The organism is Streptomyces sp. NPDC101152, assembly GCF_044768275.1.
GTDB lineage: Bacteria > Actinomycetota > Actinomycetes > Streptomycetales > Streptomycetaceae > Streptomyces.
The window spans coordinates 1-20,891 of record NZ_JBIWPO010000061.1; the positions used below are offsets into that span (position 1 = coordinate 1).

At 69.0% G+C, this 20,891-nt stretch carries 26 protein-coding genes and 3 pseudogenes; 9 read left to right on the top strand and 20 right to left on the bottom strand.

Translation table 11 applies throughout. The features are described 5' to 3' along the window. Positions 1 to 303: 303 nt before the first annotated feature. Positions 304 to 1,044 carry a hypothetical protein gene (locus tag ACIRVK_RS39960; RefSeq protein ID WP_404256134.1) on the bottom strand — a complete coding sequence of 247 codons (741 nt, stop codon included), beginning with the start codon at positions 1,042 to 1,044 and terminating at the stop codon, positions 304 to 306. Between the two features lie 506 nt (positions 1,045 to 1,550). Here ACIRVK_RS39960 and ACIRVK_RS39965 point away from each other — a divergent pair. From ACIRVK_RS39965 to ACIRVK_RS39975, 3 genes are read left to right on the top strand one after another with little or no spacing between them, the layout of a single operon-like run. After that, positions 1,551 to 1,844 carry a hypothetical protein gene (locus ACIRVK_RS39965; RefSeq protein ID WP_404256136.1) on the top strand — a complete coding sequence of 98 codons (294 nt, stop codon included), beginning with the start codon at positions 1,551 to 1,553 and terminating at the stop codon, positions 1,842 to 1,844. Between the two features lie 25 nt (positions 1,845 to 1,869). Beyond that, positions 1,870 to 2,175 carry a DUF6247 family protein gene (locus ACIRVK_RS39970; protein ID WP_404256138.1) on the top strand — a complete coding sequence of 102 codons (306 nt, stop codon included), beginning with the start codon at positions 1,870 to 1,872 and terminating at the stop codon, positions 2,173 to 2,175. Beyond that, positions 2,172 to 2,432 carry a hypothetical protein gene (locus tag ACIRVK_RS39975; RefSeq protein ID WP_404256140.1) on the top strand — a complete coding sequence of 87 codons (261 nt, stop codon included), beginning with the start codon at positions 2,172 to 2,174 and terminating at the stop codon, positions 2,430 to 2,432. The genes ACIRVK_RS39970 and ACIRVK_RS39975 overlap by 4 nt, the downstream gene beginning before the upstream one ends. 72 nt (positions 2,433 to 2,504) lie before the next feature. On the opposite strand, the gene ACIRVK_RS39980 is transcribed toward ACIRVK_RS39975, so the two are convergent. Beyond that, on the bottom strand, positions 2,505 to 2,732 hold the full coding sequence (locus ACIRVK_RS39980; RefSeq protein WP_404256142.1) for a hypothetical protein: 228 nt from the start codon (positions 2,730 to 2,732) through the stop codon (positions 2,505 to 2,507). An 87-nt stretch (positions 2,733 to 2,819) separates the two neighbouring features. After that, positions 2,820 to 3,701, bottom strand: coding sequence for a GyrI-like domain-containing protein (locus tag ACIRVK_RS39985; RefSeq protein WP_404256144.1), 882 nt, complete (start codon positions 3,699 to 3,701; stop codon positions 2,820 to 2,822). Between the two features lie 274 nt (positions 3,702 to 3,975). Between ACIRVK_RS39985 and ACIRVK_RS39990 the strand changes: the two genes are divergently transcribed. The 4 genes from ACIRVK_RS39990 to ACIRVK_RS40005 all read left to right on the top strand — a co-directional run bounded on the left by ACIRVK_RS39990 (position 3,976) and on the right by ACIRVK_RS40005 (position 7,397). Continuing rightward, on the top strand, positions 3,976 to 5,091 hold the full coding sequence (locus ACIRVK_RS39990) for a serine hydrolase domain-containing protein (protein ID WP_404256146.1): 1,116 nt from the start codon (positions 3,976 to 3,978) through the stop codon (positions 5,089 to 5,091). Between the two features lie 93 nt (positions 5,092 to 5,184). Continuing rightward, entirely contained in the window at positions 5,185 to 5,325 is a 141-nt protein-coding gene (locus ACIRVK_RS39995) for a hypothetical protein (RefSeq protein WP_404256148.1), read from the top strand. 66 nt (positions 5,326 to 5,391) lie between these two features. After that, complete coding sequence (locus tag ACIRVK_RS40000) at positions 5,392 to 6,732, top strand: hypothetical protein (protein ID WP_404256150.1); 1,341 nt, start codon at positions 5,392 to 5,394, stop codon at positions 6,730 to 6,732. A 257-nt stretch (positions 6,733 to 6,989) separates the two neighbouring features. Further along, on the top strand, positions 6,990 to 7,397 hold the full coding sequence (locus ACIRVK_RS40005; protein WP_404256152.1) for a hypothetical protein: 408 nt from the start codon (positions 6,990 to 6,992) through the stop codon (positions 7,395 to 7,397). A 711-nt stretch (positions 7,398 to 8,108) separates the two neighbouring features. On the opposite strand, the gene ACIRVK_RS40010 is transcribed toward ACIRVK_RS40005, so the two are convergent. The 6 genes and pseudogenes from ACIRVK_RS40010 to ACIRVK_RS40035 form a co-directional block, all read right to left on the bottom strand. Next, entirely contained in the window at positions 8,109 to 8,501 is a 393-nt protein-coding gene (locus ACIRVK_RS40010; protein WP_404256214.1) for a maleylpyruvate isomerase family mycothiol-dependent enzyme, read from the bottom strand. A gap of 13 nt (positions 8,502 to 8,514) precedes the next feature. Further along, a pseudogene (locus ACIRVK_RS40015) lies at positions 8,515 to 8,817 on the bottom strand (maleylpyruvate isomerase N-terminal domain-containing protein); the annotation flags it as partial. Continuing rightward, positions 8,814 to 9,146 carry a hypothetical protein gene (locus ACIRVK_RS40020; RefSeq protein ID WP_404256154.1) on the bottom strand — a complete coding sequence of 111 codons (333 nt, stop codon included), beginning with the start codon at positions 9,144 to 9,146 and terminating at the stop codon, positions 8,814 to 8,816. The pseudogene ACIRVK_RS40015 and the gene ACIRVK_RS40020, both read right to left, overlap by 4 nt. Then, positions 9,143 to 9,370 (bottom strand): hypothetical protein, encoded by a 228-nt coding sequence (locus ACIRVK_RS40025; RefSeq protein ID WP_404256216.1) that lies wholly within the window; start codon positions 9,368 to 9,370, stop codon positions 9,143 to 9,145. Before ACIRVK_RS40025 ends, ACIRVK_RS40020 begins: the two co-directional genes overlap by 4 nt. Then, positions 9,369 to 9,653 (bottom strand): annotated as a pseudogene (locus ACIRVK_RS40030) (transposase); the annotation flags it as partial. The pseudogene ACIRVK_RS40030 and the gene ACIRVK_RS40025, both read right to left, overlap by 2 nt. A gap of 181 nt (positions 9,654 to 9,834) precedes the next feature. Continuing rightward, a complete protein-coding gene (locus ACIRVK_RS40035; RefSeq protein ID WP_404256156.1) occupies positions 9,835 to 11,118 on the bottom strand; it encodes an MFS transporter in 1,284 nt (427 codons plus the stop codon). Positions 11,119 to 11,194: 76 nt separating this feature from the next. On the opposite strand from ACIRVK_RS40035, the gene ACIRVK_RS40040 reads away from it, so the two are divergent. Continuing rightward, positions 11,195 to 11,761, top strand: coding sequence for a TetR-like C-terminal domain-containing protein (locus tag ACIRVK_RS40040; RefSeq protein WP_404256158.1), 567 nt, complete (start codon positions 11,195 to 11,197; stop codon positions 11,759 to 11,761). Here ACIRVK_RS40040 and ACIRVK_RS40045 read toward each other — a convergent pair. Then, positions 11,734 to 12,132: a hypothetical protein gene (locus ACIRVK_RS40045; protein ID WP_404256218.1), complete on the bottom strand. Its 399-nt coding sequence runs from the start codon at positions 12,130 to 12,132 to the stop codon at positions 11,734 to 11,736. The two genes, ACIRVK_RS40040 and ACIRVK_RS40045, sit on opposite strands and share 28 nt — an antisense overlap. A gap of 368 nt (positions 12,133 to 12,500) precedes the next feature. Here ACIRVK_RS40045 and ACIRVK_RS40050 point away from each other — a divergent pair, with 368 nt between their 5' ends. Next, positions 12,501 to 12,725: a hypothetical protein gene (locus ACIRVK_RS40050; protein WP_404256160.1), complete on the top strand. Its 225-nt coding sequence runs from the start codon at positions 12,501 to 12,503 to the stop codon at positions 12,723 to 12,725. Here the strand turns inward: ACIRVK_RS40050 and ACIRVK_RS40055 are convergent. From ACIRVK_RS40055 to ACIRVK_RS40100, 10 genes and pseudogenes are all read right to left on the bottom strand, one after another. Continuing rightward, positions 12,676 to 13,008 (bottom strand): hypothetical protein, encoded by a 333-nt coding sequence (locus tag ACIRVK_RS40055; RefSeq protein ID WP_404256162.1) that lies wholly within the window; start codon positions 13,006 to 13,008, stop codon positions 12,676 to 12,678. The genes ACIRVK_RS40050 and ACIRVK_RS40055 overlap by 50 nt on opposite strands. Beyond that, entirely contained in the window at positions 13,005 to 13,871 is an 867-nt protein-coding gene (locus ACIRVK_RS40060; protein WP_404256164.1) for a hypothetical protein, read from the bottom strand. The genes ACIRVK_RS40055 and ACIRVK_RS40060 overlap by 4 nt, the downstream gene beginning before the upstream one ends. Before the next feature lie 129 nt (positions 13,872 to 14,000). Next, entirely contained in the window at positions 14,001 to 14,645 is a 645-nt protein-coding gene (locus ACIRVK_RS40065; protein ID WP_404256166.1) for an isochorismatase family protein, read from the bottom strand. Between the two features lie 292 nt (positions 14,646 to 14,937). Beyond that, positions 14,938 to 16,278 carry an FAD-dependent oxidoreductase gene (locus tag ACIRVK_RS40070; protein ID WP_404256168.1) on the bottom strand — a complete coding sequence of 447 codons (1,341 nt, stop codon included), beginning with the start codon at positions 16,276 to 16,278 and terminating at the stop codon, positions 14,938 to 14,940. Then, complete coding sequence (locus ACIRVK_RS40075; RefSeq protein ID WP_404256171.1) at positions 16,275 to 16,460, bottom strand: NmrA family NAD(P)-binding protein; 186 nt, start codon at positions 16,458 to 16,460, stop codon at positions 16,275 to 16,277. Before ACIRVK_RS40075 ends, ACIRVK_RS40070 begins: the two co-directional genes overlap by 4 nt. A 26-nt stretch (positions 16,461 to 16,486) precedes the next feature. Next, entirely contained in the window at positions 16,487 to 17,533 is a 1,047-nt protein-coding gene (locus ACIRVK_RS40080) for an alkene reductase (protein WP_404256220.1), read from the bottom strand. 93 nt (positions 17,534 to 17,626) lie between these two features. Continuing rightward, positions 17,627 to 18,577 (bottom strand): alpha/beta hydrolase, encoded by a 951-nt coding sequence (locus ACIRVK_RS40085; protein ID WP_404256173.1) that lies wholly within the window; start codon positions 18,575 to 18,577, stop codon positions 17,627 to 17,629. Between the two features lie 54 nt (positions 18,578 to 18,631). Next, positions 18,632 to 19,576 carry an NADP-dependent oxidoreductase gene (locus ACIRVK_RS40090; protein ID WP_404256175.1) on the bottom strand — a complete coding sequence of 315 codons (945 nt, stop codon included), beginning with the start codon at positions 19,574 to 19,576 and terminating at the stop codon, positions 18,632 to 18,634. 114 nt (positions 19,577 to 19,690) lie between these two features. Then, positions 19,691 to 20,515, bottom strand: a complete 825-nt coding sequence (locus ACIRVK_RS40095; protein ID WP_404256177.1) for a helix-turn-helix transcriptional regulator — start codon at positions 20,513 to 20,515, stop codon at positions 19,691 to 19,693. A gap of 167 nt (positions 20,516 to 20,682) precedes the next feature. After that, positions 20,683 to 20,891: pseudogene (locus ACIRVK_RS40100) on the bottom strand (transcriptional regulator); the annotation flags it as partial.

The window sequence follows — 20,891 nt, forward strand, 5'->3', positions numbered from 1 at the left end:
CAGTCAGGCCCCCACCATCCGCGTACCGCATAACACCGGCATACCGCAGGGATCACCCAACGTCACCACCCGAACGCAACCCGAAAAGGTCAGTAGTTATCACGTGGGCAGGCTTGTTGTCCCCGGCGACGCTGTGGGTGAGGGGAAGGTTGCCCGTTCTCGCTGAACTCTGTCGTACGGCGGTGCCGAGTTCGGCGTCAGGAGCGCGCAGGACCAGTGGTTCCTGGACGTGGGGCGCGCTCTCGCCGCGACCCACGGTCTGGCCTCAGGGGCCGCGTCCGACGCTGATCACGCGGATCTGAATCATCCCTCAGGGGTGGGGTCCAGTTCGTACGACGGCTTTCCGTCGGCTGGGGTACGCCGACGGCGCAGCCTGCGCGGGTCGACGGCTTCGCCGAGCGGCCCGACGATACTGCTCGCGGTCATGATGTGGCCGACGATCACTATCGCGAGGGACACCTTTTCACCCCGTGCGCCGGGTGCGGGCGGCCGCGGGCCGAGCTGCGGATCAGCCCCTCCCAGAGGATCGGATGTCACCTGCACGGTGCTGCCGACCTGTGGGTGTCCATCGACGTCGGCGAAGATGGAGATCGTCTTGCCGTCGCCGAGACGGACATTGGTCTCGACTCCGGAAAAGCCGCTGTCGCCCCTCACGTACTCGAGCTTGGTGACCACGCCTGTGGCGGTCACCCCGCGGTCGTGCAGCATCTGCTGGTCGCCATACGTCGTGCCAAACATGACGCCGCTGAACAAGCCGCCGAAGATCACAACAATGCCGACGAAGCAGATCACAACCTTCCATTTGCCGGCCCGGTCGGTTCGGTGCCTCTTGGCGTACCGGAACATCAGCGCAGGCACGCCGAGATAGACCGGCAGGCACCCGAATATGAGAAAGGTGAGGGGATCGTGGTACCCCTCACGCCATACGAACAGCACGAACCATTGCGACAGCAGCGAAAGCCCCAACGGAACGGCTATCGCCAGCGCGCACGACACCGCCCACAGCAGCGCCCGCGCCGCCCTCCGCTTCAAGGTGCCCCCCATCCGGTCAGTTTGGGGAACATCCGGGACCTTCACAAGACCCGGACCGCCCGGACCCCGTCGCGCGTCACGCCTCGACCTTGTGACAGAACCATTGCTGATTGAGCAGCTGTGACAAGCAGCCTGCTTCCCAGGTGACGACCAGGCTGATTCGACCTGCCGCTTCTGCCAGTCTCTTCGCTCCGTGACAACTATCGAGCCTCGGCACCCGGCCCCTCGACCGCGACAAGAGCCCCCTGCTCGACGCCGCTATCCGCATCGCCGACGCGCTGCGTTCCGGCCCGCACATCACCTTCGTCGCCCCGGCCGCGCCCGGCGACGAGACGGTCTGGTTCCGGGACGCCGGCGGCACCGGCTTCGAGCTGTCCCTTGCCGGCGTGGAGCCGGACCCCGACGGTGAGCGGGTGGCCTACGCCTGGGACGCCGTGGTCGCCGCGATCGGCAACCACCAGCACTTCATCCGTGCCGCCCTCGAATAGCCGTCCTTCGGACCGCTCAACCTCGACACCATGACCGCGCTCACCCGTATCGGCAACATCCTCACGCTGACCGCCGGCTACCGCTCCGTCGACGACCAGGAGCACTCCACCCCGGCCGCCGACGTTGCCGACCGACTGCTGATCAGCGACCCGAGCGACTCGGAACGAGCGACGGCCGAACTCCTCAACTACGTGGCTGCCACCTGGGACAAGCAAGACCTGCCGCTGCGCGAGCACGCCCAGGCCGTCGCCCGCGCCCTGCCCACTCGGTGGGAGGATCTGGCTCATGTCCGCATCGACGGCGATCCGGCGCGCGTACCCTGAGGTGAGGACCCGCTGGGAGGACCAGATGAGCGCGCAGCCCCACCACGCACCCTTCACGCCGTACGCACCCGCGCCCGGGGCGCCGGCCGAACTCCTCGCCCAGCTGCGCGCCGACGCGCGCGCCGACTCCTGGGTGCCGGGCTTCGAGCGGGACTGGGCAGCCGCCCTCGAGGAATCGCGGCGCACGTTCTCCCTCGCGCCGCTGTACGAGGTCGTCCAGGTCTGGCAGGGCCGCCTCGCCGCCGCCCCGGCGGTCGAAGCGTTCGTCGCCTCCGGTTACGACGACAGCGAGTTCATCGACATGGCGGAGCTGCGGGGAAGGCGCCGGTGACCGAACAGCCGTACGCGGTCCGCTTCTCCGCCCCGGCCGCGAAGGTCCTCGACACCCTGCCCCAGCACGTCGAAGACATGGTGTGGGACGTCCTGGACGCCGCCGCCGGCGACCCGTGGGGCTTTCGACAGTGGAACGCCGAGGACCCCGAGGGCGAGGACATCCGCCACGCTTCCGTCGGTCAGCTGTCCCTCACCTACTGGGTGAACCGGCCCCTGCACCGCCTGTCCGTCCTGACCATCACCTGGCTCGGATAGCCACCGCCGACGCCCGACCTCAGCACTCGAGCTGCCGGGTTGGGGCCTCGTCACAACCCACGGACGTACCTCTCAGGTGTCGCCCCACGACGCGAAGAATCGCTTACGGTCGTCCCCTGTCTCGTGCAGCCGGCGCCTGGCGAGCAGCACATGCCAGGCTGTGGTCTCGGCGTCACGCAGCCACAACTGCCCGAGGTAGCGCCCACCTGCGACGAGCGTGTCATGGGCCAGCGCGTCGCCGATCACCTTGGTCACGGCGTCGCGCTGCTGGTCGTCAAGCTCTGCCAGAAAGCTGAGCACCCGGTCGACAACGCCGCTCCGTTCCCTCCGGCGAGGCGGTCGAAGGACGGACCGCCCATATGAACTCCGAGGAACAGGTATCGGCGTTCAAGCTTCGCAGCTCCCGCTGCTCCGCTCGACCGGGATCCACAGTTGGGAGTCGGTCTCCGCGCCGACCTCCACTGGCTGCGTCCGCAGGAGCTCTGGACCTGTCCGGCTCGTGTACGGGTTCGAGGGGAACCACTGCGTGAACACGTCTCGCCACAGTTGCTGTAGGGCACTCGGGTAGGGCCCGTGGTTGTCGAAGACGGCCCAGGTCCCGGCCGGTACGTCGAGGGCGTCGAGCTCCTCGGCGGCCGTCTCGGGGCCGGTCACCACGCCGATCCAGTAGTCCGCCTCGGCGCCCTCTTCCCGGCTGTCGGTCAGGTAGACCACCGCCGACAAGATCCCGTCCGGCTCGTGGCCGGCCAGTTCCTTCATCCGCACGATCGCCAGCTTGTCCAGGCTTTCCATGTGGGCCACGGCGGCCGTGTTGAGCCCCTCCGGCACGAGCGGAAGGCGGGCCTTCTTGCCGATGACCCGAAACGACTCCTTCTCCACGATCCGGTAGCGCATGATCGTGCTCCCTTCGACGACGACACGGAAGGACATGCGCGGCTGTGCGGTGAGCACCGCACCCGTACGCCGGGCCTCGCTCGGCCCGATGCCGTGCACCGATCGGAACGCCCGCGCGAACGCCTCGCCCGAGCCGTACCCGTACCGGACCGCAATGTCGAGCAGGGTCAGGTCCCCGGCCAGCACCTCCGCCCCGGCGAGCGTCATCCTCCGGCGCCGCACGTAGACCGGGAGCGGCATCCCAGCGAGTGCGGAGAACAGCCGCCGGAAGTGGTACTCCGACACCGCGGCAACCCGTGCCACCTCCGCCATGTCGACCTCCCGGTCCAGGCAGGCCTCCAAATGGTCCAGCGCCTGATTCAGCCTCTCCAGCACGCCTATCCGTCCTTCCTCCCTCTGCGTCTCCACCGCCGTACGCAGCCGCTAGTCGCTCGCCGCGCCCGGCGCCTTGGCGATCACCCGCGCGGTCTGGGCGTCGACCTGGCCATCGGCCGACCGTGGGCCAAAACAAGAAGAGGTCGACCAACGGCCCGACCGCGCGCCGTCAGGCCACTTGCTGGAGTAGAGAAGACGCGATCGCACCCGGCCAGACAGAACCAGTGCGGGAATTGTCGGGCAGGAAGCCTGGCGTTGTCTGAGGCTTACGCCCATGACTGATGTTAAGGGGTCTTGCGAGCCGCGGTTCGAGCCTGTCCGGGAGGCCTTGGCAGCCTTGCTCAGCAACGACGACGTGGGTGCCTCGGCGGCTGTCTACGTTGACGGCGAGCCGGTGGTCGACCTCTGGGGCGGGTACGCCGATGCGGACCGCTCCGTCGAATGGGAGCGCGACACCCTCACCGGCGTGAACTCGACGACTAAGAACATGACCGCCCTGTGCGCGCTGATCCTGGCCGACCGGGGCGAGCTCGATCTGTCCGCGCCGGTCGCCGCCTACTGGCCCGAGTTCGCCGCGGCCGGTAAGGAGAACGTACTGGTACGGCACGTGCTGTCGCACACTGCGGGACTGCCGGACCTGTCCGGGCCGACGACGGTCGAGGAGCTCTACGACTGGGAGGACGTGACGGCAGGGCTGGCCGCGCAGGCACCCGAATGGGAGCCGGGAACGGCAGCCGGCTATCACGCGCTCACCTTCGGCTTCCTTACGGGTGAGATCGTCCGCCGCGTCACGGGCCGCATTCTCGGCACGTTCTTTGCCGAAGAGGTGGCCAAACCGCTCGGCGCGGACTTCCACATCGGCCTCTCTCCCCAACATGACCACCGGATCGCACCGCTCATCCCGCCGCCGTCACTGACCGACGAGTACGCCGCCAGCGCACCCATCGGACCGGATGGCACACGCCGCGAGAACACCGGCGTGGCGATCAGGGTCAAGGACGCCAACTCTCCGGCCTGGCGCCATGCGCAGATCCCTGCGGTGAACGGCTTCGGCAACGCCCGCTCCGTCGCACTTGTGCAGTCGGTATTGGCGAACCAGGGGTCGGCCGGCGGCGTGCGACTGCTGTCTCCCAAGGGTTGCCAGCCTGCATGGCAGGAGATGTTCCGCGGCGAGGACCGCGTGCTGGGCACCCCGATGTGCTGGACGGTGGGCTTCGGCAAATTCGGCAACACCTTCGGCTGGGGCGGCTGGGGCGGCTCGCTGGTCGCCAGCGACCCCGACTCACGCATGACGGTGGCCTACGTCATGAACCAGATGATCGACCGGGACCATCAAGACGACAACCGCGGCATGGAGATCATCATGGCCGCCTACAGCGGACTGCACTGACACGCAACAAGCCGCAGATCGCCCCACTCCGCGGTCTATGGCCACCTCAACCGCGAGAAGACCGTGTCCCGGCAGCCCAAGGGCACTGCGCCCGTGAAGCCCTTTGCGGCTGGGGACAGAAAAAGGACTACGTGGCCGTCCCCGGACGCCATCCGCAAGGCAGCCGACGCGTCCGGCCTGCCGGCCGACCAGATCACCGAGGTCACCGTCCTCGACCCGTACTTCTCCCACTGAACCCGAATGTGAAGCACGACTCGCGGCGGGCCGCACGACCCTCGACGAATCAACAGGAGGACAATCATGCGTAATTCACGGGCGCGACGCCATCTCGCCGCCACCGCTCTGGTGCTGGCAGCCGGGAGCCCGGCGGTTGGGGCGGGTCCCGCACATGCGGCAGCGCCGGTGAGGGCCGACTGCGATCCGGCGGGCAACGTCATGGTGAGCGCGTCCACCGTGACATCCGGCGACACGGTGGACGTCAGCTGGCACGTCGTCAACATCGCAGGCTGCAATCCGTCGATCACCTCCGAGCGCATCTCGGGCCCCGGCTTCACCGGAGACGAAGCGGTCCCGGCGTCCGGCAGCCGCACGGTCACGATCACGCAGTCCGACCCGGGCACGGCGACCTGGACCTTGAGCGTCACTACCCGGTTCGGCGAGACCGAACTGGATGAACGGTCCGTCACCGTGGAGCCGGCGTTCACCGTGAACGGCCTGGGCGGCGCGGCGATCGCCTTCGCCGACGCCGGCGGTACCGCGACCGAGATGCGGATCCACTCCGAGGCCCGGAGCACGGGCGCCCCGGTCAGGTCCGGCACCCGGGTCGCGCTGGCCAGTGTCGGTAGCGACTACGAGTTGGCCTACCAGGGCACGAACGGCGACCTGTGGGTGATGGCACCGGACGGCACCGCGACCGACACCGGCCTGGGGATGGCGGCGGGAACCAGTCCCAGCATCACGGCCACCACTGCGAGCGGCTACGCCGTGGCGTTCCAGGCGAACAACGGCGTCCTGTGGACCTACTCCTCCACCGCGGGCGGACACAGCGCCGGCTACGGGATGGCGCAGAACAGCAGCCCGAGCCTGACCCTGACCTCCGCCGGCATCGCGATCGCCTTTGTCGACCAGAACGGAAATCTGTCCGTCCTCGATCCGGTGACCGGCTTCGGCGGGTTCGGCACCCCGCACGCAGCGGTCGCACCGGGGACGAGTCCCGCCATCACCTTCGTCCCGAACCAGAAGGACGCCTACGAGATCGTCTACCAGGCCACGGACCACAGCATCCGCACCGCCGACTACGCCCACGCACAGACCTTCCCGACCCCGCTGACCGCCGCCGCGGGCACCAGCCCGGCCATCGCGACACTGCCCTCCGGCGAGATCGACATCGCGGTCAGCGGTGCCGACGGCACCGTCCAGAGCCTGACCCCGGCCGGCGTCGCCGTGACGTCCACCGGCCTCCACCCCGGAACCGGTCCGGCGATCGCCCCGGCTGCCGGCGGCGGCGTGGTGATCGCCTGGGAGGACCTGAGCAACACCTTCAGCACCTTCGTGACCGGCACCGGCGTCACCGGACCCGGCGCGAACATGCTCTCCGGTAGCAGCCCGGCCCTCGCCCAGATCACGGGCCTGACCCGCTGACCCTGGCCGAGCAGTACCACGCGTGCCTGACAGTGCGTGCTCCCAGCGGGGAAGGCCTTCCAAGCCCTGGGACGACCCATGGCGGGGCGGCAGACGTGGGTGGCCCGCTCCGGCGCGGGATTACAGACGGCGGCCCGGGGAGCGATGGGCCTCGCCAGCCTCCCTCAACTCATGGACAACACAGGTTTCCTGATGGAACGTCGGGTAACTCGGCGGTCGTCGGCTGGGACGGCCCCGGCCGGGAGGGAGTTTCGATCATGAACCGGACCCTGTTAGGCCGCCGGTCGGCCGCGGTCCTGGCGAGCGTGACGGCAATGGCCGCCCTGCCCTCGGTCACCGCGGCGGCGGCGCCCGCGCAGGCCCATCCTTGCGTGCAGAAGGTGGCTGTCGTCAACAATGCCGGCTTCGTACTTACCTGGGCCCCCACCACCCGCACCGGTGAACAGGCGGCCCCGACCGACGAGTACCCGATCAACCAGACCAGGGTCATCGACCTGTCCACCACGGCATGGCCGAAGGACACCGATGTCCGTCCGTATGTGGAGGCGGTCGGTGGGACCAAGGAGTTCGGCAGCTCCTACGTGTCCTACTGCGACAACGGTCAGACGGCCACGTACACCGTCACCGGGACTACCTTCGATTACTCGGTGACCCGGCTGACCTGATCGGTTTCCGCGACGTTCTCACGCAGCCCATTCCCGGGCGGCAGTACAGACTCTCGATGCCGAATGGATCCCGGACAGGGCGACGACCACCCGCGGGGCCGGATCCTGCAGTGCAGCCTGAGCGACCGCCTCCACCTCCTCCGCGGTGAGCGAGGCGGGGCTCGTGGTGGCGAGCCTGCCGCCCTTGATGCCGCGCATCGGTGCTGAAGATCAGCCGCTCAGCCTTGAGCGTCCCGAACAGCGACCGCAGGGCACTGGCCTCGTAGGCCCGGTGAGGCCGATCGGCCCCAGGCGGCGAGGTCATCTCGCTGGACCTGACGGAGAGTTGTGTACTTTCCGCCGTACCCGGTGACGAACGGCAGGACAAACCTGAGCAGGGGTGACGACCGTGGACCGGGCCCGCGGCCTGAGGCGGGAAGTCCCGGGCCGCAGGAGCCCGATCCACGTGTCCAGTTCCGCCCGGATGTCCGGGGCCAGGAAGGCAAAGTGCTTCTGGCACCACCGGTCGAGCGAGTCGGCCCGGTCGTCGAGGAAGATCTCCAGGTCCTCGAACACCTCCAGGACGTGATTGGTGGGCACCGCGGTGTGGGTGAGCTGGGCGATGGTCGTGGCCCTGATCCGCTCGCCCGGCCGGTGGACTGCGTTTGATACGGACGCGGCGTAGGGAGTCACCGCAGCGCGCGCAGGCCGACCCTTCGTGTGGTGAGCCCGTCACAGCCAGGCCGGCAGTGCCACCGGCCCGGCCCGGCTCGCGCGGCCGGTCGTCCAGGCCAGCAGTTCCGCGGGCGGTGCCTCGACCACGACCGGTGCCTCGGCCGTGGGCGGGCCGAACTCCCAGGTGCGGTGTCGGTCGGTCGGGGCGAGGCGGACCGGTGGGCAGTCGGGGCGGGTGGAGAGGGTGATGGTGATGTCGTCGATGAGGGTGTCGATCAGGGGGGCGGGGAGGTCGGTGAAGGTCGTTCCCGATGACAGGTCGACGGCGTGCAGCCATACCTCCCGCACCCGCATCCAGGGGATCTCGGCGGCGGGGATGGTGCGCCCCAGAGCGCTCTTGACCTCTGTCTGCCAGGTGGCGGAATCGAGGGCGGCAAGGGCGGCCTCCAGTTCCGGCCGCTGTGGACTTGAGCTGCTCCCGCAGTACGTCGGGCGGGAGGGCCGTCGAGGAGTCGATCTCGGCGGCGCGCTGCTCGCGGTCGGCGTACATCGGGGTGGGGATGCCCGTACGCGCCCAGGTGGCCAGGCGGACGAGGGCCTCGGCGTTGCGGGCCACGTGGCCGATGACGTGGGCGCGGGTCCAGTCAGGGAGGCGGCTGGGCGCGCGCAGGTCGGGGTCGGCCAGGCGGTCCGCCACGCCCAGCAGCAGGGCAGTGCCCTCGCTCATCCAGGACAGGGTGGCGCTCAGGTCATGTCGGTCGGTCATGACGTACCGCTCCCGATGCGGGCCGCGATGTCCGCCCGCAGCGCCTTCTTGTCGATCTTGCCGACCTTCGTGGCGGCCAACTCCTGCACCGACACGAGGTGTTCGGGCAGCTTGAAACGGGCCACGCCGGCCTCATCCATGGCGGCGCGGATCGCGTCAAGGGTCGGAGCGGGGTGTCCCGGTGCGGCTACGACGTAGAGGCAGACGCGCTCGCCCAGCGCCGGGTCGGGCATGGCCACGGCCGCCACCTGGCTGACGCCGTCGGTCAACTCGTAGACGAGGTTCTCCACCTCCTCCGCGGAGACCTTCTCCCCACCTCGGTTGATCATGTCCTTGTCCCGGCCCTCCAGGACGAGGTTGCCCTCCGGCGTACGGCGGCAATGTCGCCGCTGCGGTACCAGCCGTCCTCGGTGAACGCCCGCTTGTTGTGCTCGGGCGCCCGGTAGTAGCCGCGCGGGGTGTAGGGACCGCGGGTGAGCAGGGAGCCCGGCTCGCCGTCGGGAACGTCCTGGTCGAGTTCGTCGACCAGCCGTACCTCGTCGTCGGGGCACATGGGGCGGCCCTGGGTGGTGCAGACGACGTCCTCGGGGTCGTCGAGGCGGGTGTAGTTGAGCAGGCCCTCGGCCGCGGATGGGAGAGCCGTCGACCGCAGCACGGGGGAAGTCCAGGGCGTCCGCGCTGCGGAGCTTGACGGCGAGGACCTCGTGCAGCCGAGGCCACACTCCTGCCCCGGTCCACTCGGCCAGGCGCCGCCAGCACGTCATCCCCGAACCGAAGCCAAGCTCCTGCGGCAGATGTTCCCAGGCGATCCCGGTATGCAGCACGAACAGGATGCCGTGATCTTGTACAGACCTCTGCGCATGACCTTGTACGCCGACACCGGGTGCACAACCAGTGCGTGGCGCACGCCTCCCGGCTGGGCTGGGCTGGGACCGGGCGGACGGCAGCCGAACGTCCGACGCACCGCGGTCGCCGCGGCCTCTAGCGGACCGCGGCGACCGGTTCCCGGACGGTTCCTCACACCTGGGTAACGCCTCCGGTGGCGGGGGTGCGGGTCGCGCGCAGGTGCTGGGCGAGCAGGGCGAGGGCGCAGAGGGCGGCGACCGTCGCCGCGTAGGTGACGAACGTGTCCTGCAGGCCGGCGTGAGTGGCGGCGATGCCGGCGATCACGGCCGGGATGCTGAAGGCCAGGTAGGAGATGACGAAGGCGACGGAGAGCAGCTCGCTGCGTTCGGCGGGGCGGGCTATCCGGGCCAGGGTGCCGAAGCTGGCGAGGGCGGAGCCGCCGAAGCCGACGCCCGCGATCGCGGTTCCGAGGGCGGCTGCGGTCAGGGAGTGCTCCTCCACACCGGTCAGGGCGACGGCCGTGCCGACGAGGAGCAGGGTCGCGCTGACGGCGAGGGTCCGTCCGACGGGCCAGCCGCGCAGGGCGAGGGCTGTGAGGAAGGCGGGGCCGGTGAGCAGGGTGACCACGAGTCCGCCGACGACGTGGCTGGAGAGACCGAACAGACCGACGGCGACGGACGGGCCGAGCGAGAGGTAGAGGCCGCCGAGCGCCCAGCTCGCGATGAGGATCGGGACCAGGCTCAGCAGGTCGGCCCGCAGGTGGGGGGCGACCCGCAGGCGGGGCTGGAGCGAGCGGAGGGCCCCCGGGCGGCGCAGCGAGGTCTCGGGCAGGGCCGACAGGAGGGCGCCGGCCACCACGAGGGCGAGGAGCAGCAGCACGTAGACGAGGCGGGTGGGGTGCGGCCCGTACTCGATGAGGAGCCCGCATCCGAGCGAGCCCAGTCCGAGTCCCAAGGTGGGCGCGGTGCCCGTGACGAGGCCAGCCCGGTGCGGGGCGTGCGCGGGGTTGAGGTCGGACAGTGCGGCGCCGAGCGTGGTCATGGCGGCCCCGGTGGCGATGCCTTGGATGAAGCGTGCCGTCAGCAGCAGGCCGACGTCGCCTGCGGTGAGGAACAGGACCATCGAGACCGCTTCGAGGGCGATCGCGGAGAGTAGGACCGGACGGCGGCCGAGGTGGTCGGAGAGGGCGCCGAGGATGAGCAGCGCCCCGATCATGCCGAGCACGTAAACGGCGAAGACCGTTGTAAGGGTGGTGGCGGAGAAGTGCCATTCCTGCTGGTAGACGACATAGAGCGGGGAGGGCGCGCTGGAGGCGGCCATGAACAGCACGAAGACGACCGCGAGGGAGGCGAAGGCGACGGGACGGCTCAGCCGTCGTCGCCTCTCCTCCGGTGACGTCGCCCCGTCGATGGGCGGCATGGAGGGCTGGAGCTGGGACGGGGCGGGACCGGACACGACGCGACTCCAAAAGCAGTGATCGATGCGTTTAGGACGCTACCACTAACGCAATGATCGGTGCGATAATTTCCCCATGGCTGACTTGTCGCCCCAAGTACGTCCCGGCGGCCGCTCCGCGAAGGTGCGGGCGGCCGTCCACCGCGCCGTCGCAGAACTCCTCGCCGAGGAGGAAGCGGAGACACTGACCCTGCCTGCTGTGGCCGCGCGCGCCGGCGTGCACCCCACCACCCTGTACCGGCGCTGGGGGTCCACCGCCCAGCTACTCAACGACGTCGCCAACAGCCGCTTCACCGACGACCTGGTCGTCCCCGACTCGGGCTCCCTCGCCGGCGACCTCCAGCGCTGGCTCGCCGACGTGGCCACCGACGTCGCCGACCCGGACACGCTTGCCCTCATGCGGGCGACGATCGGCTCCGGCCCGGCAGGCGGCTGCGCCTGCGTCGAGGACCGCCACCGCCAGCTCGGCGCGATCATCCGGCGCGAACAGGACCGCGGGGGGACGGCACCCGACGTGGAGACCACGGCGGACTTCCTCCTCGGCCCGCTCTACTATCGCGCCATTTTCACCCCCGAGCCCGCCTCCGCCGACTGGGCCCGCACACTGGTGTCCACCTATCTGGCGACGCTCCGGACGTGCTGAGCCGCACACGGATCACGGGGGCGCGGCGTGGCACACGCACATGCGTCTCGCTGCCCCTTCGGCATGAGGCGCAAGCACCCCTGGACAGTGAGCCTCCGTCTTGATCGTCGGGCTCCGGTAGTTCCGATCCGCCTGGCCCCGTCGCGCCGGATCGCGGCTGGCGTCTGGTAGCCGATCAGCAGCATGACCAGACCCTTCTTGCTCAGGTTCAGCACTCGCTCCACTGCGGTGAAGAATTCCAGCAGTTGAGCCCGCAGCAGGTTGGTCTGGCGAGTCCGGTCGTTGGCCAGGTCGGGGCGCCGGGCAGTCAGGGTGCCTAGGTCGACGGCTATCTCGTCGCCGGGCCGCAGGAGACCGAGGCCCTGGCGCATGCGCGCCTGGTCGGCGATGACAAACGTGTCCTTTTCGTTCGTCTTGCCCTGGCCGCGGCAGGCCGTCACGCCTGGTGCACAGCCAGGCCGGTGATATAGACCATCGGCTGCTCGTGGCTGAGCAGAAGGCCAATCAGCAAGCCGGACGCCTGTCGCCGTCGCCCCGAGGGCGGGAAAATCGGGTGCGGCTGTCCGGCCGACGTCGTGGCCACTTGGCGTGCCCGAGCCCGTCAATCAGCAGGACGCCGGGGCCCCGCTCGTCAGGCGCTCGGAAGTGTCTCTTCGAGCACGCGCATCAGAATCTTTCGCCTCCTGGGCCCCGCCGGACGGTCGTGCCCCGTTTGGGACGTACGAAGGGGAGGCCGGCGGTGGACGTCGTCTATGAACGCTGCGCCGGGATCGACATCAGCAAGGCGGACGTGAAGGTGTGCATCCGAGTCCCGGGACACGGGAAGGGGATAAGGCGCCGCGGGGAGGTGAGGACGTTCCCGGTCATGACGTCGGGGCTGCTGGCGATGCGGGACTGGCTGCTGGCCGAGGGCGTCACGGTGGTGGGGATGGAGGCCACCGGCTCGTACTCGTGTTCCAGGTGACACCGGCGGTGGGACGCCCCTGCTTGCCGGCGATGACCACCATGGCCCTGCTCCAGTCGATCTCCTGCTCACGGAACCAGCTGATGATCCGGCGTGAGATGTCCAACCCGGTGAGGAAGAACGTGGCGATCATCATGTGGATGATGGTTCCGAGCACGGCGGCGTCGGTGGCGCCCGTCGTGGGGAAGATCTCCGTCAGTACCAGCCGCCCGTCTCGCCACTGATAGATCTCGGAGTCGAGGTCGGTGGTCGGTTCTGCTGGTGTGCCCAGGACAAAGTTCACGCGGACGACGTACAAGCTCTCGTGGAGACCCGGCACGACGGCGAACTCACGTGCTCCCGGGCGTGCAGCGTTTGATGGGCGACGAAACGCATGCCGTCCCAGCGCAGCAGCTGCGAGTCGCTCTGCAGCCGGGCCACCAGCAAAAAGAAGTCGCCGTCTGCGGTGAAGTGCGCGAACGCCCGGCCGTGCCGGTCGGCCAGCTCCTGGTGGGGCCGGAACTCTTCACCGTCGAAGCGGTAGAGCAGCGACGGGCCCATGTGCTCGGCGTGCGCGAGGAAATGGTGACCGTCCACGGTGAAGGCGTGCCAGTTGTAGGCCCATCGCGAGTCGATGTCCTGGAAGTGGGCGAAGCGTTCACCGTCCCAGAGGAAGATCTGCGAATGCCGGTTGTCGGCTTCCTGTTCCGGAAGGACGACCCGTTGGGCGAGGGCCAGGAAGTGCCGGTCCTCGATCGTGAAATGCTTCCACTGCTTGGCGGCGAAAGTGTCGAAGGACTGGAACTCGGCGAAGGATGTGCCGTGCCATTCGAGGACATGGGACGAGGCGGCATACCGGTAAGGGCCTTTGCCAGTACGGATGCTGGCCATAGCCAGGAAGGCACGATCGCCGATGCGGAAGAATTCGGCGTCCTCGCCGCCTGGCGCCGGTACGCGCTGGAACAGCTCGTATCCCTGCTCGCCTCGCTTGAGCAGCAGCAGATCCGTGTCGCTGTCTCCTTCGTTCATGTCCGCCGGAGTGCCCGGCATGTCATAGGCGAGCTGAGGTACGGCAAGCAGATGCATGCCGTCCAGGTCGAAGGGGTCGACGCCTCGTGCACCGGACGTGGGGATGGACTGGATTTCGGTCAGGTGTGCGCTGGGCATCAGTTGGTCATCTCCTCGGGTCCAGTGCGGGAAGGGGGTGTTGTCGAAGGCAATCCCCTTCCTGAAGACGGGGGCGGGCCCGCAGGGTGGGGGTGGGTGGGACCGGGCCGCCGCCCACCCCCAAGGGGGTCAGACGGCCTTGGCCGCGCGCTTGCCCAGTTCGACAGCGTTGACGAAGGACCGGGCGCTCATGGCCATGGACGGCACGTTCTCCTGCATGAGGCGCATGCGGTGCGGGGCGTCGTGGAACTTGGGGTCGAGCTGGAACTCGGCGGCCAGGGAGAACCAGGTGACCGGGACCGCACCGGTCTGGACCATGCGCCGCACCGCCGTGTTGTGGGCCTCCAAAGAGGGGCTGGCGGAGGCGTCGACGGCCACGTGCACGCGGTAGCCCGCACGCAGGCCACCCAACACGCTCTGTAGCACACACCCGTCGGTGGCGATGCCGGCGATCACCAGATTCTCCCGGTCCTGCGCCCGGACCGCCTGGGCGAACGATTCGTCGAGGAAGGAGTTGAAGTCGACCGTGCGCTCGATGACTGGCTGGTCACCGATCGCCTCCAGCAACTCCGGATACAGCGGGCCGGACGGCCTGCTGGACTCACCGTTGGTCACCACCAGGCCACTCCCGTACCACTTCGCCGTCTTCGCCAGACCGACGACGTTGTTGAGATGCTCAGTGAGGTTGTGGGAGCGCAGAAGGTTGGCGAAACCCACGGCGTAGTCGATGAGGATGACGGTGGTGTTGGCCGGATTGAGAGGTTCGGGGATCATGCGGGGACCTCTTTGTCGTGGTCAAAGGTGGACAGGCAGAAAGGAGCACGGAGCGAGAAGCATGTTGCGAACGGCCGTTTGCATGGCGGCGATCACGGCCGCCGCGCGATACAGCCATGCGCACCCGTGACAGTCGGCTCGTCGGTGAACCCGACGTCATGGTTCGGAAGAGCGTGCGGTTGTCGCCTGCCGCCGTTGGCCAGCCCGACGCGCGGGAGCATGAATGTGCTCGATGCCGGTTCGAGCGACTTGAAGGCGTGTACGCGGTCGGTGCGGCGGGCGACGTTCATGCTCAGTCACGGGTCGGAGCGGCATCGCCGGCGAACAGGCCGGTCGGGTCGACGGCGAGGCGTACGCGCTCGACCCGGACACGGGTGCGGTCGTCGTACGTTCGCTGGCGCTGCGTGAAGTGGTCGACGAAGTTGGGCGCCGTGTATCCCGTCACGAAGGGTTGGATGGCGGCTCGTACGGCCTTGAGGTCTCGCGCGGTTTCCTCACCTGCCAGGCCGACCCCGTGATACAGAAGCGGCGCTGTGAGGTGGTCGAGTGCTCCGCCGTTCGATGCGGGCACGGCGAAAGCCCCGCCCAGCTGGCGCAGTTCGAACGCCGTCAGGCTCGGTCCGGCCTCCAGTGCTCTCGCCCAGTCGCTCGTGTCGATCTCCTGGATCAACGCGGAGTCCGACTCAAAGGCCACCGGTTGCAGCGGGTCCAGGTGGGTCAGCGGCAAGGCCTGCGGTGAAGCGACCGCCCAGGTGTCGGCCACGGGCTGGGCGAGCGCTGACAGTGGGGACAGCATCTCGTCCAGGATGCGCTGGGCGGCAGGCAGGTCGGACTCGGCCGATGCGGTCACCGCGCCATCCAGGGCAATCACACGCTTTCCGGCCAGGTATGGCGGGAGGCCGGGCAGGGGTGGAAGGGACAGCATGCGGAAGCTGGTGGTGATCTCCGGTGGGGCGTCGCGCGCCCACGTCTGCCAGGCCGGTGCCAGCCGGGCGGCGTCGGCGGGGTCCCAGACCGTCATGCCGGTGAGGACGCGGTGCATGGGGACCAGGTCAATCTGTGCCTCGACGACGACGCCGAACCCGCCGCCGCCACCGCGCAGGGCCCAGAACAGATCAGGGCGGTGCGTGCCGCTCGCCTCGACGACGTCGCCGTCGGCCAGTACGACGGTGAGGGAGCGTATGGAGTTCGCGGCGAGGCCGAAACGGCGGCCGTAGAAGCTGATGCCGCCGCCGAGCAGATAGCCGATGACGCCGACGCCGGAGGACGAGCCGTGCAGCGCGGTGAGTCCGTAGCGGGTGATCTCGGGCAGGATGTCGCCCCAGGTCTTCCCGGCAGGCACTCGGGCCGTCCGGGTGTCCGGGTCGACGCGGAGGGGTTGGTCGAGGAGGGGGTGCAGCACCAGCGAGTCGGTCAACGGTGCGGTTCGGCCCATCGCGTGGCCGGTGGTGTTCAGCAGCAGTGGCCGGCTCACGTGGCGTGCCACGGCGACGGCGCGGACGACGTCGTCGATCGAGCGGGCGGTGAACGCTCCGGCCGGATCGACCGGTGCCGCGAGCTGGAAGGAGGCTGTCGCTTCGGCGTAGCCGGGGGTTCCGGGTGGGTTGAACGGGGTGTTGTCGGTACTGGTCATGGGGACTCCTGTGAGTCGCCGGGCAGCCGGTCAGGCTCCGAGTTCGGCGCCTGTGCCTTCGGCGACGTGGCGTCCCGCGTCACCGCCCGCACGGTGAAGGCGCCGTCGGCTAGCAGTGCTCGTGCGACGGCACCCTGGGTGCCGGTCGCGCCGAGCACCGTGATCACGCTGTCGGGGGACATCGTCATTGTCCTGTCGGAAGTGCTTGTCAGACCGACGTCGTGGCGAGGGTGGGGTAGTCGGTGTAGCCGTGGTGGTCGCCGCCGTAGAAGGTGGCGGGGTCGGCTTGGTTGAGGTGTGCGTTGGTGCGGATGCGGTGGGGGAGGTCGGGGTTGGCGAGTGCGGTGGTGCCGACGGTGATGACGTCGGCGAGGCCGGTGTCGAGGTCGGTGATGCGGGTGTCGAGGTCGGCGCCGGGGCGGTTGAGGAGGAGGGTGGTGGGCCACAGTCGGCGGAGTTTGTGTGTGAGGTTTTCGTCGCCTGCGTGGATGAGGTGGAGGTAGGCGAGGTTGAGGGGGGCGAGGGCGGTGATGAGGGCGGGGTAGAGGTCGTGGGTGTCGTGTTCGGTGAGGTCGTTGTAGGGGTTGCCGGGTGAGAGGCGCAGGCCGGTGCGGTCGGGGCCGATTTCGTCGGCGATGGCGGTGGTGACTTCGAGTGCGAAGCGGATGCGGTTTTTGATGGTGCCGCCGTAGCGGTCGGTGCGTTCGTTGGTGTTGCCGGCGAGGAATTGCTGGATGAGGTAGCCGTCGGCGCCGTGGATTTCGACGCCGTCGAGGCCGGCGGCGATGGCGGCGGAGGCGGCGTGGCGGAATTCCTGGACGACGTTGGTGACTTCGTTGGTGGTCAGGGCGCGGGGGGTGGGCATGTCCTGCAGGCCGGTGGGGGTGAACATGGCGCCCTTGGGCTGGATGGCTGAGGGGGCGACGGGCTGGCGGTGGTGGGGGGTGTTGTCGGGGTGGGAGATGCGGCCGGTGTGCATGAGCTGGACGACGATGCGTCCGCCGGCGGCGTGGACGGCGTTGGTGACTTCTTGCCAGCCGGCGATGTGTGCTTCGGTGTAGATGCCGGGGGTGAGCATGTAGCCCTGGCCGTCGTCGGAGGGCTGGGTGCCTTCGGTGATGATGAGGGCCATGGAGGCGCGTTGGCGGTAGTAGGCGCGGTTGAGGTCGGTGGGGACGCCGTCCGGGCGGGAGCGGTCGCGGGTCATGGGTGCCATGGCCAGGCGGTGCGGCAGCTCGAGCGCGCCGACGGTGATGGGGGTCCAGAGGGTCTTGTGATCCGTCCTTTGCGTGGGGGATTTGGCTGGGGATAAGGGGGGTTGAGCGTCAGCAGACCGGTGGCCGCGGCTTCAGATGGATTTGAGGACTCGGGTGCGGTCGGTGATGGCGCGGTGGGCGACGTCGGAGGTGTGGGCGATGGAGTCGAATTCGTGGGGGGCGCCGGGGTGGAGGTGGAATTCGACGGGGACGCCGGCGTGGGTGAGTTTGGTGGCGTAGGCGGTGTCTTCGTCGCGGAAGAGGTCGAGCTGGCCGACTTCGATGTAGGCGGGAGGGAGGTTGGTGGCGTCGTCGAGGCGGGCGGGGGCTGCGGTGGCGGGGACGTCGGGGCCGCCGACGGCGTCGCCGAGGAGGGCGGGCCAGGCGGTGAGGCTGTCGTTGTGAGACCACAGCAGGTAGGGGGCGATGTGGGGGTCGGGGGGTCCGGTGCGGTCGTCGAGCATGGGCATGATGAGGATCTGGCGGGCGATGGCGGGGCCGCCGCGTTCACGGGCGAGGATCGACACGGCGGCAGCGAGGCCGCCGCCGGCGCTGTCGCCCATCACACCGATCCGGGCGGGGTCGACGCCGAGGCCGGTGGCCTGTTCGTGGAGCCAGGTCAGGGCGGTGTAGGCGTCTTCGAGGGGGGTGGGGTGGGGGTGTTCGGGGGCGCGGCGGTACTCGACCGACAGCATCGGCACGCCGCTGGCGGAGACGTAGCGGGCGACGGGGCCGTCGAAGAGGTCGATGTGGCCGAAGATGTAGCCGCCGCCGTGGAAGAACACCACCGCGGAGCCCGGGGTGGCGCTGTCTTTGGTGTACCAGCGCATCTTGATCTGTGTGCCGTCGGCGGCGCTCGCGTAGTACTCGCTCGTCTTCACGTCGTCGGGGAAGGGCTGGGCGGTTGACGCGGCGCCGATGATCGGCTCCCACAGGGCGCGCTGCGCTGCGACGTCGCCCACCGCCGGCGGTGTGATGCCGGCCATGGCGCCGGTCATCGGGGCCAAAGCCGCGGCGATCTCGGGATCCAGGCTGAGTGACATGGCTGTTTTCCTCGCTGTCCTGCTTGGGGGTTTCGGGAATGAGGGGGATGGGGGTCAGGCGGTGGGTGCGACGATGACGGCCTTGCCGTGCACGGCGCCGTCGGCGGCGCGGGCGTGCAGGCCGGGCAGGTCGGCCAGCGGTACCCGTTCGGCGACATCCACGCGCAGCTGGCCGGAGTCGACCAGCGCAACCAGCTGTGCCAGCTGGGCGGCGTCGCTGTTGACGAACAGGTCGATGCCGCGCACGTCGCGCTCCTCGTCGGAGGGGGCGGGCATCCACACGGTGGTGTTCACCAGCACTCCGCCGGGACGGATCAGGGCGGGCAGCGCGGCCAGCTGCGCGGGGGCGATGGGGGCGAGGTTGAGGACGACGTCGACCGGCTCGCTCACCGCGTCGCTCAGGCTGGTGGTGGTGTGGTCGATGACCTCATCGGCACCGGCCGCCTTGACCTGCTCCCTGCTGCGCGGGCTGGCAGTGGCGATGACGTGGGCGCCGGCGTTCTTGGCATGCTGCACGGCATGGCCGCCGACCGCTCCGCCCGCGCCGTTGATCAGCACCCGCTGTCCCGCCCTCAGCTTGGCATGGTCGAACAGCGCCTGCCACGCGGTCAGCCCCACCAGCGGCAGCGCGGCGGCATCGGCCAACGGGATGCTCGTCGGCGCCGCCGTCAGGACCGCGGCCGGGGCCAGGACGTACTCGGCGGCAGCACCGGGCTTGTCCATCGGCAGGAAACCGACAACCCGCTCACCCACCGCGAGACCCTCCACGCCCTCACCCAGCACATCGACGGTGCCGGCAACGTCGATCCCCGGAGTGTGCGGCAGCACCACCGGGATCGGGCCCTGCATGAAACCGCCACGGATGTTGCCGTCGACGCTATTGAACGACGTCGCGGCCACCCGGATCCGGACCTCACCCACGCCGGGGACGGGAACCTCCACATCCTCCAAGCGCAAGACGCTCGGGTCACCGTACTCATGGAAACGCACAGCCTTCATTTCGGATCTCACTTTCACTAGGTCCTAGATACTTCGAGTTCGAAGCACTTTTGGGTTGTACTTCGGGTTCGAAGCGAGAATCGTGTGGTGTGTGCCGGCCGGCAGCCGGTGAACTTAGCCGCCCACGGCGGCCAGAAGTTGGAGTTTCTCGTGGCTTGCAGAGCCGGGCGTGGTCGCGAAGACCAGTACCGTCTGGCTCTGTTCGGGATGGATCAGCAGCTCGGCGTGCATCTCGAGCTCGCCGAGTTCGGGGTGCAGGTAGCGCTTCAGGTCGTGGTGGTGGGTGACGTCTACTTCGTGTCGTCGCCAGATTTCGCTGAACTCCGGGCTGGTTTTCAGCAGGGCGTCGACGATCTCGCTGGCCCGGCCTTGAGGGTCTGCGGTGTAGGCCGCCCGCAGTTCGGCGGTGAAGACCCTGCCGCGTAGTGCGTGGTCCTCGGAGGGATAGACGGCGCGCTGCGCCGGGTCGGTGAACCAGCGGTAGGCCAAGTAGCGTGACATGCCGGTGAAGTGGGTGTAGTCGCCGAACAGGGCGACCGCCGGAGCAGTCTGCAACAGTGTTTCGCCAAACCGGGAGAACACCATGACGGGGGTGTCGGAAAGCCGCTCGGCAACGCGCAGCAAGGCGGGGCTGACGTGATCGCCACGCAGGACCCTTCGTGGCGCGGGGTATCCGCCAAGTTCGAAGAGGTGGTCCCGTTCCTTCAGGCTCAGGTGCAGTCCTCGGGCGAGTGAGGCGAGTATCTGCTCCGACGGCATGGGACCGCGCTGCTGCTCAATCCGGCCGTAGTAGTCGGCCGACATACCGGCCAGCGCAGCAACTTCCTCCCGCCGCAGCCCGCCGGTACGGCGACGGGAACCACGGGGAAGCCCGACGTCCTCCGGCTGCAGCGCCTCACGACGCGCCCGGAGGAAGTCGGCCAGCAATACTTGGTCCATGACAGCCTCCCGTGTTCGACTGATCAAGCATGTCGTCGCATGGAACCCGGATGAAGGGCCTCCTTAACCCCGGACAACTTGTCCGTGGTTAAGCGCGCGATGCGGCAGACAGGGACACGAGACGGTGGACAACCGAGCGCCGCGGTGTTCTGAGGAAGCCCGGCGGGCTACTCCCGCATGGCGGTCAGGAGCTGGAGTTTCTCGTGGCTGGGGGAGCCGGGCGTCGCGGAGAAGACGAGCAGCTCCTGGGCCGCGTCGGGGTCCACCAGCCGCTCGGCGTACATCTCGAGCTCGCCGAGTTCGGGGTGCAGGTAGCGCTTCAGGTCGTGGTGGTGGGTGACGTCTACTTCGTGTCGTCGCCAGATTTCGCTGAACT